Source organism: Elusimicrobiota bacterium (genome assembly GCA_016722575.1).
Taxonomy (GTDB): Bacteria; Elusimicrobiota; Elusimicrobia; order FEN-1173; family FEN-1173; genus JADKIY01.
Genome location: JADKIY010000001.1, coordinates 171,364 through 185,779, shown reverse-complemented (window position 1 = coordinate 185,779; position 14,416 = coordinate 171,364). Strand labels below are relative to the sequence as shown.

At 64.2% G+C, this 14,416-nt stretch carries 10 protein-coding genes; 7 read left to right on the top strand and 3 right to left on the bottom strand.

The features are described from left to right. The first annotated feature begins 259 nt into the window (after positions 1 to 259). The 7 genes from IPP68_00885 to IPP68_00855 all read left to right on the top strand — a co-directional run bounded on the left by IPP68_00885 (position 260) and on the right by IPP68_00855 (position 9,593). Positions 260 to 1,069, top strand: a complete 810-nt coding sequence (locus IPP68_00885; GenBank protein MBL0348918.1) for an ABC transporter substrate-binding protein — start codon at positions 260 to 262, stop codon at positions 1,067 to 1,069. Next, positions 1,066 to 2,037, top strand: coding sequence for an iron ABC transporter permease (locus IPP68_00880; protein ID MBL0348917.1), 972 nt, complete (start codon positions 1,066 to 1,068; stop codon positions 2,035 to 2,037). Before IPP68_00885 ends, IPP68_00880 begins: the two co-directional genes overlap by 4 nt. Beyond that, complete coding sequence (locus tag IPP68_00875; protein MBL0348916.1) at positions 2,034 to 2,852, top strand: ABC transporter ATP-binding protein; 819 nt, start codon at positions 2,034 to 2,036, stop codon at positions 2,850 to 2,852. Before IPP68_00880 ends, IPP68_00875 begins: the two co-directional genes overlap by 4 nt. Continuing rightward, positions 2,849 to 4,729, top strand: coding sequence for a TonB-dependent receptor (locus IPP68_00870; GenBank protein ID MBL0348915.1), 1,881 nt, complete (start codon positions 2,849 to 2,851; stop codon positions 4,727 to 4,729). The genes IPP68_00875 and IPP68_00870 overlap by 4 nt, the downstream gene beginning before the upstream one ends. 114 nt (positions 4,730 to 4,843) lie before the next feature. After that, positions 4,844 to 5,044 carry a DUF2892 domain-containing protein gene (locus IPP68_00865; protein MBL0348914.1) on the top strand — a complete coding sequence of 67 codons (201 nt, stop codon included), beginning with the start codon at positions 4,844 to 4,846 and terminating at the stop codon, positions 5,042 to 5,044. Next, entirely contained in the window at positions 5,014 to 6,393 is a 1,380-nt protein-coding gene (locus IPP68_00860; GenBank protein MBL0348913.1) for a TolC family protein, read from the top strand. Before IPP68_00865 ends, IPP68_00860 begins: the two co-directional genes overlap by 31 nt. Continuing rightward, on the top strand, positions 6,390 to 9,593 hold the full coding sequence (locus IPP68_00855) for an efflux RND transporter permease subunit (protein MBL0348912.1): 3,204 nt from the start codon (positions 6,390 to 6,392) through the stop codon (positions 9,591 to 9,593). The genes IPP68_00860 and IPP68_00855 overlap by 4 nt, the downstream gene beginning before the upstream one ends. 286 nt (positions 9,594 to 9,879) lie before the next feature. Here the strand turns inward: IPP68_00855 and IPP68_00850 are convergent, their stop codons facing one another. From IPP68_00850 to IPP68_00840, 3 genes are all read right to left on the bottom strand, one after another. After that, positions 9,880 to 10,842: a PIG-L family deacetylase gene (locus tag IPP68_00850; GenBank protein MBL0348911.1), complete on the bottom strand. Its 963-nt coding sequence runs from the start codon at positions 10,840 to 10,842 to the stop codon at positions 9,880 to 9,882. Continuing rightward, positions 10,835 to 11,947, bottom strand: a complete 1,113-nt coding sequence (locus tag IPP68_00845) for a glycosyltransferase (protein ID MBL0348910.1) — start codon at positions 11,945 to 11,947, stop codon at positions 10,835 to 10,837. Before IPP68_00845 ends, IPP68_00850 begins: the two co-directional genes overlap by 8 nt. A 165-nt stretch (positions 11,948 to 12,112) precedes the next feature. After that, entirely contained in the window at positions 12,113 to 14,383 is a 2,271-nt protein-coding gene (locus IPP68_00840) for a nitric-oxide reductase large subunit (GenBank protein MBL0348909.1), read from the bottom strand. Between the last annotated feature and the right edge of the window lie 33 nt (positions 14,384 to 14,416).

The following is a 14,416-nucleotide window of genomic DNA, read 5'->3' as shown; positions in this document are numbered from 1 at the left end:
TTGACATCGAACGGTTTTTTGATAGACTGACGTTATTCTCGCGCGCCGGGGAAGCCCTGTAGGACCGCGTTGGTCGAATCAGGCACTGCCCCGCAACGGTGAAGCCCCGATGAAACGTCGGGGACAAGTCCGGTCTACGGCGCGCGAGCCATACTTCGCCGAAAGGCGCCTTCGCGGGAAGGACGATCGACCCCCAACAGACTCCCGCCCTGTTGGGTTTTTTTTGCCCTTCTTTTCCCGCCTCGGCGTTGGGTCCGAAATGCGTTTTTGCCGAATGGTCCTGTTGCTCCTCGTCGCGGCTCCCGCTTGGGCGGGGGGGCGCGAGCGACGCCTCGCCTCCCTTCTTCCTTCCCATTCGGAAATCGTGACGGCCCTGGGCGCGCGGACCGCGCTCGTGGCGGTGTCCGATTCGGAACATCCCGGGGATTTCCCGGGCCTGCCCCGGGCCGGGGCCTTGGAACCCCGTTGGGAAGTGCTGATGGCCCTTCGCCCCGACCTGGTGCTGGCCGACAGCGCCCACGAGCGGTTCGCGGCGGATTTTAAACGGTTTCACCTGCCCGTCCTCTTTTTGCCCGCCACCCACGCCAAATCCATCGAAGACGTTTTCGAGTTGATTCGGGTCCTGGGCGACGCCATCGAACGCGGACCGCAAGCCGCGGCGCTTTTGTCCGCCCTGCGGGACCGGCTGGCCCGGTTGGACGCGCGTCCCCTTCCCGCCCATCGACCCCGGGTGTATTTCGAAATCTGGCCCCGCCCCCTCCAGTCCGTCGGGGCCGCCAGCTTCCAGGGCCAATTGCTGAAGCGCGCCGGCTTCGACAACATCGTTCCCGACACCACCAACGAAATGCCCCTCCTCTCCTCCGAATGGATCGTCAAAAGCCGGCCGGACGTCGTTTTTCACACCGGGGTGGAAGGGGCCGAAGACCTGGGTTCCCGTCCGGGCTGGAAGGACCTTCCCGCCGTCCGTTCCGGGCGGGTGATTCGGGTGGACGCGGATTTGATTTCCCGGGCGGGGCCCCGGGTGGTGGAAGCCTTGGCCTATTTGATGGACGAGGCGGCGCGACCGTGAACGCCCGGCGACGCTCCTGGGCGGTGCCCGCGCTTCTTTTGTTGCTCCTGGGCGCGTTTCTTTTCTCCCTGACGGTGGGCGCGGTGCCGCTGGGGAATTGGAACGAGCTTCGTCCCGGCGGGACTTCCTGGGACATCTTGTTCCGCCTCCGACTGCCCCGGGTACTTCTGGGCGCCGCGGTGGGCGCCTTGCTTTCCACGGCGGGGTGCGTGCTTCAAGGCGTTCTCAGAAACCCCCTGGCGGACCCCTACCTGCTGGGGCTTTCCGGCGGGGCGGCTCTCGGTTCGGCGCTGGGATTCCTTTTGGGCGTCACGCAACCCGCCCCCTTGGCCGTGGTCGGGGCTCTGGTTTCCCTGGGCCTGGTTCTTCTCTTGTCCCGGGGCGCGGGCGCGCCGAGCGCGACCTTGATGGTATTGGCCGGAGCGGCCCTGCACGCCTTCACCTCCTCGGTGCTGACCTTCATTCTCTCCCAAGCCCGGCGGGATCAAGGGGCGAACATCCTCTTTTGGCTGCTCGGAAGTTTGGACTCGCCGCCCTACGGGCGGCTGATCCCCTTGCTCCTTTTGTCCGCCGCGGCCCTGGCCGGCCTCTTTTGGGCGTCCCCCGCGCTCAACCTCCTGGCCCTGGGTCGGGACACGGCCCGGGCCCTGGGCCTATCCGTCGACAAAGCGTTGTGGGGCATCGTCCTTTTGTCCGCCCTGGCCACGGGGTTGGCCGTGACGTTCAACGGGGTCATTCCATTTGTGGGTTTGATGGTTCCCCACATGGCCCGGTTGCTCGTGGGATCCGATCATCGATGGAGCGTGCCGGCGTCGTCCGTTCTCGGGGCGGCGCTGGTCCTCTTGGCCGACGCCCTGGGCCGTTGGGTTTTGGCCCCCCAAGAAATCCCGGTGGGGGTCGTTACGGCTCTTTTGGGCGCGCCGTTTTTTCTGGTTCTGCTTCGGCGGGAACGAAGGAATCTCGGATGACCGTTCTCTCGGTCAAGAACTTGTCCTTCGCCTATCCCCGCTGGGAGGACGACCGTCCCTTCGGCTTGAAGGACATTTCTTTCGAAATGGAGGCCGGGGATCTCTTGGCGATTCTGGGGCCCAACGGCGCCGGCAAATCCACCCTGCTCCGCCTGTTGGGCGGAACCCAGGGGCCCTGGTCGGGCGAGATCCGCCTGGGGGGCGATCCCTTGGAGACGTTGTCGGCCCGGGCCGTCGCCCGCCGGGTGGCCTGGGTGCCCCAGGACCTCTCGACGCTTTTTTCCATGACGGTGGAGGACGTGGTTTCCCTCGGGCGGTTTTGCCACGGGCCCCTGTGGGGGCGCCGTTCGATCGCCGATCGTCGGGAGGTTCACCGCGCCCTGGAGGAAACGGATTTGACCGCGCTCCGCCATCGATCGGTGGACCGGCTGTCCGGCGGGGAAAGGCGGCGGGTGCTGTTGGCCCGGGCCTTGGCCCAGGAGCCGGACCTTCTTTTGCTCGACGAACCCACGGCCCACCTGGACCCCCGCCATCAAGCCGAATTGGTGAACGTCATTGAACGCCTTCGCCGAGAGCGCCGGCTGGCGGTCGTCGCCATTCTGCACGACGTCAATTTGGCCTACGGTTGGTGCCCTCGCACCCTCTTGTTGTCGGGGGGGCAATGCCGGGCCTTGGGCCCCACCTCGAAGGTGCTGTCCCCGGAGCGCCTTTCGGCCATCTACGGACTGGACGCCACGGTTCGCTCCGGGGATTCGACCGCGGCCGGTTTTGTTCAATTTCTCTATTCCAAGAAAGAATCAAAGGAGTCGTTATGAAGCGCCTCTCACTCATTTTAATTCTGGCCACGGCCGGCCATCTTCGGGCGGAGGACGAGGGGGTTTTTCTCTCTCTCACGCGTTCCTCCACGCCGGACAAGCGACTGCCGACCAATGTTTCCCGAATGACGTCGGAGGATTGGGAATCCCTGGGCGCCTCGGCCCTGGACGAGGGCGTGATGCCCCTGCCGTCGGTGGTGGTGCAGAAATCCGGCGGCCCCGGGTCCTTTTCGACCCTGCGCCTCCGGGGCTCGCCCTCGTCGGCCCAGCAGCAGATTTTGATCGACGACCTTCCGCTCCTGGGCATTTCGAACCAGTTTTTTGATTTGTCCCAGATGCCGCTCACGGACATCGACCGCATTGAAGTGGTGCGTGGGGGCGCGTCGGTCCTCTACGGCGCCAACACCACGGGCGGCGTGATCCATCTGTTGACGAAGCGTCCGGTGGGGGACAAGCCTCAGACCCGTTTCAAAAGCGAGTTTCGCTCCTACTACACCCAGCTGTACGAAGGCGACATCCGCCACCGGATCGGCGGGTTCGACGCCTACGCCAGCGCTGGGCGATCGCTCACGGACGGTTTTCAAAAGAACGCGGATTCGGACAATTTGCACGGCACGCTCAAGGCCGGCTACACCTTCGGGAACGGCGCGCGCTTTGCCCTCGACGGGTCCATCGTGGACGGCGAAGTCGGGAATCCCCACGGGACCGTTCTTCCGGTGGAGGAGTGGGACGGGAAAAAAGAACGGGAAGCCGTCGATCCCGCCGCCCGGGTCGACCAGAAAGCCCAGCGGGGCCACGGGCTGGTGTTCCTCCCCCTGGGCGGCTCGGCCAGTGTTCAGTCCACTTTTTACGGTACGGGCCAACGATACGAAACGCGCCCGTCCAAATCCGCCGCGCCGGATTTCGAGCAGGACAACCGGTTCTGGGGCAACGACACGCGTTTTCAATGGTCCGACGTTTTGACCCTGGGGGCGGCCTACGAATGGGACGGGCAAAAGACGGCCGAGTCCGCCTTCGCCCCGGCCCGGGACAACCACATCACCAACGTCGGGGCCTACGGGCAGCTGAGCCTCGCCCTGGGAGCCTGGGTGTTCATGCCGGGCCTGCGGTACGACAGCCACAGCGCCTTCGGTCCCACCTGGAACCCGCGATTCACGGTGGCTTGGCGCGCCGCGGAGAATTTAAAACTCTCCGGGAACGCCGCGCGTTCCTTTCGCGCGCCGTCCTTCCTGGAGCTTTATTACGTCGACGCTTTCTTTTCCGGAAATCCGGATTTGAAGCCGGAAAAAGCCTGGTCCTACGATTTCGGGTTTGAGGTGGGTGGGAATTCCGCCCGTCGATTGTCCGCCACGGGTTTCTACACCAAAATCGAAGACCGGGTGACCGTCAACGGGGGCTTCACGTCTTACGAAAACGCCCCCCAAGCGGAGCTGGCGGGGGCGGAGGTGGAAAGCCGCCACCCCCTCCTCCCCCGGGTCACCGGGCGGGCGTCCTACACCTACACCCGGGCCATCGGGAATTCCCTGACGGAAAACACCCACCGGACCCTGCGCCTCACGCCCCGGCACGCGGCCTTCTACCAGGCCGCCTGGCGACCCGGCAACGACTGGGAGCTTTCCAGCGCGGTGCGGTACGTGTCGCGGCAGTTTCAAAAAGACGACCAACAGGGGCTCGATCTGCCGACCTTCGCGGTGTGGGGCGCCCGGTTGTCCAAGAAAATTCTCGCGGCCGAATTCTACGTGGCCTGCGACAACATTCTGAACCGACGCTACGCCCTGACCTTCGACGCGGAATCCGCCTTCCCCTATTCCACCACCCGGAACCCGCAACCGGGCCGGACGTTCTGGATGGGAACGACGATTCGCTTCGAGGATTGATCGACTTGAGCGAGGCCCCTCTCCCCGCGAAGGCGGGGGGAGGGGCCTTTTTATTTCTGTCGCAAGTGAATCCTTTTGGGCCTTGGCGCGTCTAAAGGTATATAGGAGGACCTCATGAACGTCGAACGCGTCTTAAGAGGCATTGCCGGATTTTTCGTTTTGTCGAGCTTGGCCCTGGCCCAATGGCACAGCGTCCATTGGTTGTGGTTCACGGCCTTTGTCGGTATAAACCTCTTCCAATCGTCTTTCACCAATTGGTGCCCCATGATGACCCTTCTTCGTAAATGCGGCGGTCGTTCCTGCGGGAACCCGTGAAAAAAATCCTTTTCTCCGGAGTTCTCTTCCTGTTGGGAGGCGTCCTTCGGGCCGACCCCCTTTCCCTGGAGAGTCTCGTCCGCGACGTCCTGGCCCGAAACCCCGGATTGTCCGCCGCCGACGCGGGGCGTCGGGCGGCTCAGGCGGGGTTATCGGAAGCCCGGGCCCAGCGTCTCCCCCGGCTGGCGGCCTCCAGCGTTTTAACGCGGGGGGACGGCCCGGTCTACGCCTTCGCCTCTCTGTTGGATCGGCGGTCCTTCGCCGCCTCCGATTTTGCCGTGGACGCTTTGAATCGCCCCGGCTACACGACCCACCTCCGCAGCTCCCTGGCTTTGGGAGTCCCCCTCTTTGCGGGTTTTGCCATTCAAAGTCAGGAACGTCTGGGCGTCTTGGGCGTTGAGAAAGCGGCCTGGGAGGAGGAACAGGCCCGGCAGTCCCTGCGTAGGATGGTGGTGGAAGGAGCCCTCCAACAGTTGCTTGCCCGCGAGGTCCAAAACGCGCTGGCGGAGCGCATCGCCGCCGCCGAAGCGGAAATCGCGGGCGCGCAAAAATTGCGGGCCAAGGGATTGGTTCTGGGGTCCGACTATTTTGCGGCGGAAGCCGTTCTCTCCTCCCTCCGGGCCCAAGAACGTGAGGCCCGGGAAATGGAGGGGGGCGCCGGGGAGACGCTGGCCCTTCTCCGGGGAGACTCGTCGTCGCCGGTGGAAATGGCCGGGACGTTGAGTTCGGTGCCGCCGTCCCTTCCGCCCGAAGAGGAATTGCGCAGAGCCCTGGCCGCCCGCCCGGATTTGGCCATCCTGGACCGCGGCGCTCTCCAGGCCGCGACGGCGGCGCGGCAGGCGGGGCGGTTCCCCTGGCCCACGGTGGACGCGGTGGCCGAAGTTCAGTCGAACACCGACGACTTTTCAAGCAACGCGGGCCAACGTCTGTTGATGCTTCGGGCCCAGTGGTCCCTCGGGGACCCCGCCCGGGGAGCGCGCGAACGCCGGTCGTCGGCCTTGGCCGCGGCGGCCCAACGGGGCCGGGACGCCCTCGCCGAACAAGGCGAAATCGAATGGCGCCGGGCCCTCCGCGCCCGAGCGACGGCGGCCGCGGTGTCTTCGGAACTGGATCGCACCGTGGAACAGGCTCGGAAATCCCTGGAGCTTTTCCGCCCGCTTTACCGGGAAGGGCGGCAGAGTATTTTGGATTTGCTGAAAGCCGAGCAGGCCCTGGCCGACGCCGAAAAGGCCCGGGCGCAAGCCCGCCACGCCCTGTGGCTCAGCCACGTCCGAGTCTTGGCCGCCGCCGGACTTTTAGAGGAAAAAAAGGTCGCCGCTTTGGGCCGCGGCCTGGAGTCCCGCCCATGAAAAACCCCCACGCCGGAATCGCCGGCCGACTGGCCGAAACCTTTTTAAGGTCCAAGCTCACGCCCCTCCTGGTGGGCGCCGCTTTGACCTTCGGCCTTTTCGCCACCCTCGCCCTGCCCCGGGAAGAGGAGCCCCAGATCAACGTCCCCATGTTCGACGTGTTTGTGGGATTCCCCGGCGCCAGCGCCCGGGAAGTGGAGGAACGGCTGATCAATGTGGGCGAGCGGCGATTTTGGGAAATCCCCGGCGTGGAATACGTTTATTCGACGGCGGAACCCGGGCTGGCCATGTTCATTCTTCGTTTCAAGGTGGGCACCAATCCCGAGGAGGCCATGACCCGGGTTTACACGAAAACCTTCGCCCACATGGACACCCTGCCGCCGGGGTCGACCCAGCCGCTGATCAAACCCCGTTCCATCGACGACGTGCCCATCCTGGCGTTCAATCTTTCCGGCCCGGGCCAGGACGGCTTCGCCCTCCGGCGCCAGGCCGCCGCGCTGCAACGGGAAATCAGCGCGGTGCCGGGGGTTTCCGAAACGGAAATCACCGGCGGTCGACGTCGCCAATTTTTGATTCACTTCGATCCCGGCGCCCTGGCCCGGCATCGGTTGACGCCTTTGGAGTTGGCCGGAACGCTCGAAGCCTCCAACGCGCGGCTTCCCGCCGGAACCCACCGCGCGGGGGATCGATCGGTGGCCGTGGAAACCGATGCGCTGGTGCGCACCGTTGAGGATTTAAAGAACATTGTCGTGGGCGTGTCCGGCGGGCGGCCGGTGACCCTGGCGGATGTGGCCCGGGTGGAGGACGGTCCCGACGAAGAGGAAACCGTCGTCGCCCAGTGGGACAAAAAAGACGTGGGCGCGAAGGAAGGCCGGCCCGCGGTCACGGTGGCCGTTTCCAAGCGGCGAGGCGAAAACGCCACCCGGGTGGCGGAGGAAGTGATGAAGCGGATCGCGGACGTCCGGCCGACGCTGCTCCTGCCCGGCACCGCCCTGGACGTCACCCGGAACTACGGCGAAACGGCCAAGGAAAAATCAAACGAATTGCTGTTCCACATGGTCCTGGCGACGCTCTCCGTGACGTTGTTGATGGCGCTGGTGTTGGGTCTTCGGGAGGCCCTGGTGGTGCTGGTGGCGATTCCGGTGACCCTGGCCCTCACGCTCCTGGTTTACCATCTGCTCGGATACACGCTCAACCGCATCACCCTTTTCGCCCTCATCTTTTCCATCGGCATCCTGGTGGACGACGCCATCGTGGTGGTGGAGAACATCCATCGCCATTTCACGATGAACGACGGCCGCTCCGTTTGGCGTTTGTCGGTGGACGCGGTGGCCGAGGTGGGCAACCCCACCCTCCTGGCCACCTGGGCCGTCATCGCGGCCATTCTCCCCATGGCCTTCGTGTCGGGTCTCATGGGGCCCTACATGCGGCCCATCCCGGTGGGGGCCAGCGTGGCCATGCTGTTTTCGCTCGGGATCGCTTTCGTGGTCAGTCCCTGGGCCTTCGCGCACATTTTGGAATGGTGGAAACCCCGCCCCGCCGCGGGGCACGGCGCGGAATCCCGGCTGGATCATTTCTACCGTCGGATGATGGGCACTCTCCTGTCCTCGACCCGGGCCCGGTGGGCGTACCTGTTGGGCACCGTCGTGTTGCTGGCGGCCGCGGCGTCCCTGGTTTATTTTAAAGCCGTGACGGTCAAAATGCTGCCCTTCGACAACAAAAACGAATTCGAAGTGGTCCTGAGCCTGCCCGAGGGCGCCGCGCTTTCACAGACGAAACGCGCGGCGGACGAGGTCGCCCGGGCGCTTTTGGAATCCCCCGAGGTGGAGCGGGTCACTGGCTACGTCGGGACCGCGGCGCCCTACAACTTCAACGGGCTGGTGCGCCATTATTTCCTCCGTCAACGTCCCCACCAAGCGGACTTGGCGGTGAACCTCACGGACAAAAAATCCCGCCGGATCCAAAGCCACGGGATCGCGACCGTCCTCCGCCCGGGAATCCAGGCCATCGCCGACCGATACGGGGCCCGGGTTCAAGTCGCCGAGATTCCCCCGGGACCGCCGGTCCTTTCCACCTTGGTTTTTGAACTTTACGGGCCCGACAACGTCCGTCGGGACGCCCTGGCGCGAAAGTTGGAACAATGGCTCAAAACCGCCCCGGGGGTCGTCGACGTGGACAGTTACGTCCCCGCGGTGGAACCACTGGACCGGCTGGTGGTGGATCGGGAAAAGGCTTCGCTCAACGGCCTGCCGCCTGCGGCGGTGGCCCAAACGGTGTCTTTGTCGCTGGGAGGGCAAACCCTCGGTTTGGCCCACACGGAGGACCGGGAGTCGGTGGAAATCCGTCTTCGTCTTTCCCCGGAAAACCGGCGGGGGTTGGACGCGCTTCGGGGCATTCAAATGATGTCGCGAAACGGAACCCTGCTCCCCCTGGGATCCTTGACCCGCACGGAACGGACCGAACGGGACGCGCCGGTGTACCACAAAAACCTTCAGCGGGCGAGTTACGTCATCGCCGATGTGGCGGGACGGCAGGAAAGCCCCGTCTACGCCATCCTGGCGCTCCGCCGCGGCATTCGCGAAATGGCGGAGAAGGAGGGGTTCGATCTGCGGGAATATTTTTCAAAACAGCCCGGGAATTCCCAGGAATGGGCCCTGAAATGGGACGGAGAATGGCAGATCACCTACGAAGTTTTTCGGGATTTGGGGCTGGCCTTCGCCTTTGCCCTGCTTTTGATCTACGTGTTGGTGGTGGGGTGGTTCCGTTCGTTCCTGATTCCGCTGGTGGTGATGGTTCCGATCCCGCTGACCTTGGTGGGCATTTTGCCCGCCCATTGGGCCCTGGGGGCCTTTTTCACGGCCACCAGCATGATCGGCTTCATCGCCGGGGCCGGGATCGTGGTCCGCAATTCCATCATCCTGGTCGACTTCATCCACCTGCGCCTGGCCGAAGGCATGCCCCTCAAAGAGGCCGTGATCGACGCCGGGGCCGTGCGCTTCCGGCCCATGTTGCTCACGGCCGCGGCGGTGGTGGTGGGCGCCGGGGTCATCCTCTTTGATCCCATTTTCCAGGGTCTCGCCGTGGCCCTCATGGCCGGGGAAGTCGCGTCCACGGTTCTCTCCCGGGTCGCCGTCCCGGTTTTGTACTACATGGTTGTCCGGCGGTCGACCGAAACAGCGAAAGAGGGCGGCCGGGCTTAACCTGGAATTCTCAGTTGCCCGCGGGATTCGCCAAAAAATTCGGGCCTTTTTCCCTCACAAATAAGATTGTCTGTAGTCCCCGCTGCGGCCCGCCCTCTTTTATTCGTAAAAACGCCCGCCTTGTTCGTCTCGCATCAGCGGCTCTGCCGCCCCCGGTGCCGGGAGCCCTGCGACCGGCCGCATCAGCGGCTCTGCCGCCCCCGGTGCCGGGAGCCCTGCGACCGGCTGCATCAGCGACTCTGCCGCCCCAAGTGCCACGGGCTCTGCCCTTTGCCGGTCCTCGCGCTCAGCTGGGAAATTCAGGTTGACGACCGACCCCGGGCGCCATCGCCCGGGACCAATAACGTTCCACGGGATCCGGACGTCCCGTCACGCGCTCGGCGTAAAGTCGGAATTGGCGGGCGCAATCCTCCCGCGAAAGAAAAAACTCCCGAAATTGGCTTTGGTAAAGCTCCATGGCGTCGAGTTTTTTTTCAAATTCCGGCCTGACGCCCACCACGGTGCTCTCCCATCCCGGGCCAGGGCCGGCCGGAGGACGCGCGTGGGAAGCCAGAAGTCTCAAGAGGTAAGCCGTTACCACGGGGCGAGCCGCCAGGCGCAGAAGAGCGGGCCGCAGGTTCCGCATCAGCGCGGTGTCCATATAAGCCCGGCTCGTTTCGATCCAGGACCGGAGGATCGACGCCGGCGCGAGGGATTCATCTCCCGGGAGAGGCGAAGCGCTTCCCAGGTCGTTGAAGCGGTACCGAGTCGTGTGCGGCAGAAGGCAATAGGGCGCGTCTTCGTAATAGATCAGGCGGGTCCCCAACGATGTTTTTTCGATCAGCCGATGGGTCAGCACGTGGTCCACGTGCCAGCCGATCCCCAAGGGGACGTAAAGCGCGTTGAAGACGATCCCTTTCAAGGCCCCGTCGACTTTTTCCCGCAAGGCGGGGAAGCCCGCCTCGTCGCTTGTTTGCGGCGGTCGAAAGAGGTTCCCCAGGGACTCGTAGGCCGGGTCCCGGTAGACCGCGTCGGGTTCCCCCAGCCGCCGGGATTCGAATCCCAACAGGCGCGCCGCGGCCACTTCCTCCTTGTAACGCTCGGAACCGAGAACGATCCCCCGGTTCTTGATGGGACGCGGGAATTCCGTAAAGAGATTAAGTACGAGGACCGGGCCGGTTTTCGCCAGCCGTGCGAGGAGGCCGCCGCAGGAAAACACCGCGTCGTCCAAATGCGGCGACAGGAATACCGCGCGATAGGCGTCAACCACAGGGGGCCGCCCATTCCCGATACACCGTTTCCAAGGCGTTGGTCACGGGAGCGAGCCGGAAATTTTCCGCGCTTCGGCGAGCGGCGGCGCCCATGGCGGCGCGCCGGACGGCGTCGGCGGCCAGGCTCGATAGGCGTTCGGCCAACGCGACCGGGTCGTCCGGGGCGACCGTAAAACCGTTCACGCCGTCTTCCACCAAATCCCGGGCCGAGGGGATGGCGTTGGTGACGATGACCGGGCGTCCGAACCACATGGCTTCCAGCAGGACCAATCCCTGGACTTCCTGGACCGAGGGAAGAACAAAAATATCGCACGCCGCGTATCGTCGCGCCAGGTCCGCTTCGTTCAGAAACCCAAGGAACATCACGTTCCGCTCCAATCCGAGGGAACGGCAAAGGGCCCGCAGGCCTTTTTCCTCGGGCCCCCGGCCCGCGATCCACAGAACGGCATTCGGGTGGTTGGGAATCAGCCGGGCGAGAGCCCGCAACAAGAGCGGAAGGTTTTTTTCCCAGGCCAATCGCCCGGCGTAGAGCAGAGTCAATCCCGGCGGGCGCGCCGCGGGCGTCACGGGCCCATCGTCGTAGCGGAGCGCGTTCGGAACCACCCGCAGGGGGGCGCGCACTCCCCGGGCGGTCAGCGTTTTCGCAATTTCGGGGGAGGGGGCGATCACGGCGTCGCAGCGGTTTTGATGGGCCACCAGTTCCCGCCACATCCAGGATCGGAAGGGTCGCAAAAGGATGTTTCGGCTGAGAACCTCGGGCCCGAAATGGTGGGTGGCGAGTTGCGGAATCCCCCGGGCCCGGGCCAAGGCGACCGCGCGTCGCATGAGAAAGCCGACGTAATGGTGGTGGACGAGGTCGGGGGCCACGCGGTCAAAAACGCGTCGAAGGGTTCGGCGGGAAGGCAGCGCCTGGTAAAACCCCAGCACCGGCAGGCTGAACGTTCGAAAAATCGCCGCACCGCCCCAGGACTCTTCCGCCGGTTGGCCTCCCCGCCGCGAGGTGACCACCGCCACGCGATGGCCCCGTCGAAGGAGCTCCGGGATCGTCCGTTCCAAATACACCCCGACGCCCGTCACGGCGGGTCGGAAGTCGTCGGACACCATTAAAAGGCGGAGGGAAATGAAGGCCTCTCTTGCCGAGCGCGCGCGGATGTTGCAGGTCGACGGAACGACGTCGTCATTCCTATTTAACCCGGGCGCCGGGATCTGTCAATCCCTAAAAAAAACCCCCGGCGCCGAAGGGCACCGGGGGTTTTTGGAAACCTTTCGTTATTTGGTGGGTCGCAGGGAAAACAGCCGCGTCACCGTGAAATAGGCGATGGGCAGAACGCCCCCCAACACAAACACCAGGTCCCCCACGACCCGGGCCCAGGTGGTCGTTTGAAAGAAGGACGAGTTCAAAACCGCGGCGCTTCGCGCATACCAAAACCCGTGATTAATGCTCTGCACCAACTGGTAAATCCCCGCCGGGAAGATGTTGAGCAGGAGCATCAACATCAGGCCCGCGTTCAGGGACCAGAAAGACACCCCCCAGAGCCGGTCGTTCCAACGCTCCGGCCGGACAAGTACCCGTGTACAGAAGGCCAGGGCGGCGATGGCCAAGTTGCCGTAAACGCCCATGAGCGCGGCATGCCCGTGGTTGGACGTCAGGTAGGTTGCGTGTTCGTAATAGCTCACGATGGGCAGGTTGATCAGGAATCCGAAGACCCCCGCGCCCAGGAAGTTCCAAAAACCCACGGCCATTAGAAACATCACCGTCCATTTGTGGGGGAAGGCCTTGGGGTCTACGCCCAGGACGCTTTTGTCCTGGCGCAGTTTGATGAAATCCCATGCCTCGAGGGTCAGCAGGCACAGCGGGACCACTTCCATGGCGGAGAAGATGGCGCCCAAGGCGAGATTGATCGCCGGTTGCGCCGTCCAGTAGTAGTGGTGGGCGGTGCCGATCATGCCGCTCCCGAGATAAAGAACGATGTCGAGGTAAACCACCCGCAGGGCCGCTTCCCGGGAAACCAAACCGAGAAGAACGAAGATGTGGGCCACGACGATGGTCGTGAACAGCTCGAAAAAGCCCTCCACCCAAAGATGGACGATCCACCAGCGCCAGAAATCCGCCACGGCGAAGTTGGTGCCGGGGCGATACATCATGCCGAAGGAATACATGAGCGGAATGGCCACGATGGAATAAAGGAGCAGATACGGCAGTCCGCCCTTGTCCTCCCCCGCCAACGTGGGGCGAATGCCCCGGAAGACGATAAAGGCCCAGATGACCATGCCCGCCGTGAGCAAAATCTGCCACAAGCGGCCGAGTTCCACATATTCCCATCCTTGGTGGCCCAGCCAGAACCAGGCTTTGCCGAGGAGGCCCTTCACGCCCAGCCATTCGCCGGCGATGCTGCCCACCGCCACCAGGACCACGGCGCCGAAGAGAATGTTGATGAGAATCGACTGGCCCCGGGGTTCCCCCTTGGCCAAAAGCGGCGCGACAAACATTCCGGTGGCGAGCCAGGCCGTTGCGATCCAAAAGATCGAGAGTTGAAGATGCCAGCTGCGGGTGATGGTCAGCGGCAAGAAGGACCGGGTGTCGATGCCATAAAAGCCGGCCCCTTCCACGAAGTAGTGGGCGGTCACGACGCCCATTAATGTTTGAAAGAGGAACAAGAGCGCCACCACCAAGAAATACTTGTAGGTGGCTTTCTGGCCCGCCGTGATCGGGATGGCATCCACGGGCGGCACCTGGGAAACGTCCATTTTGCCCCCGCCCCAACCCAGGAAGTTGAAACGACCGAAGAACATAAGAACGAGGCCCAAAGCGCCCAGGAAGGAAATGAGGCTCAAGGCGCTCCAAATCACGACCGCCAAGGAGGGTCGATTGCCCGCCGTCTCATCGGGAGGCCAGTTGTTGGTGTAGGTGTGATTTTTGCCCGGACGGGGGGTCACCGCGGCCCAGGCCGACCAGGTGAAAAAAGCGGCCAGGGTCCGAAGGTCCTCGTCGCTGGAAATGTAATTGGTCGGAAGCGGGCGGGTTTTGTCGGCGTCCTTCAGAGTGGCCCGTAGGTGGTCCACCCGTCGCGCAAAAGCGGTCGCAAAGGCGGGAGTCACCGTCACGTTGTTGGTCGCGGGGTCGTACCGGTTGTTTTTCAATTCGGCCACCACGCGCGACGCGATGGACGCCCGATCGGGTTCGGGCAGGCCGGTGTAGGTCGATCCGCCGCCCTCGGCGGCGTAGATCTCCCTCAGGTCCTCCGCCAGGCCGTGGAGGGTTTCCGCGGTAAAGTCGGGCCCCCGGTAGCCGCCGTGGCCGAAAAGCGTGCCGTAATCCATAAGGCCGTATTTTTGGAAGACGTCCTGTCCCGCCTTCACGTCCTCCGACGTGAAAAGGGATTGCCCCGAACCGTCGACGACCGCGTTGAATTGGGGCGGGGCCCCCCGGTACGTCGTGCGGCCCATGAAGATCAGGCCGGTCAAACCAAAGATGACGGTGAGCACGGCGCCGTGCCTCCACCAGGGGGAAATGCCGAGGGTGCTTCGGGGTGCGTCCATGGATAGCCTCCGAGGTTGAATTGAGCGATCAGG

Coding starts and splice junctions, on each gene's coding strand:
- IPP68_00855 (MBL0348912.1), top strand. CDS start 6,390: ATGAAAAACCCCCACGCCGGAATCGCCGGCCGACTGGCCGAAACCTTT.
- IPP68_00845 (MBL0348910.1), bottom strand. CDS start 11,947: ATGGTGTCCGACGACTTCCGACCCGCCGTGACGGGCGTCGGGGTGTAT.
- IPP68_00840 (MBL0348909.1), bottom strand. CDS start 14,383: ATGGACGCACCCCGAAGCACCCTCGGCATTTCCCCCTGGTGGAGGCAC.
- IPP68_00865 (MBL0348914.1), top strand. CDS start 4,844: ATGAACGTCGAACGCGTCTTAAGAGGCATTGCCGGATTTTTCGTTTTG.
- IPP68_00870 (MBL0348915.1), top strand. CDS start 2,849: ATGAAGCGCCTCTCACTCATTTTAATTCTGGCCACGGCCGGCCATCTT.
- IPP68_00885 (MBL0348918.1), top strand. CDS start 260: ATGCGTTTTTGCCGAATGGTCCTGTTGCTCCTCGTCGCGGCTCCCGCT.
- IPP68_00875 (MBL0348916.1), top strand. CDS start 2,034: ATGACCGTTCTCTCGGTCAAGAACTTGTCCTTCGCCTATCCCCGCTGG.
- IPP68_00860 (MBL0348913.1), top strand. CDS start 5,014: ATGCGGCGGTCGTTCCTGCGGGAACCCGTGAAAAAAATCCTTTTCTCC.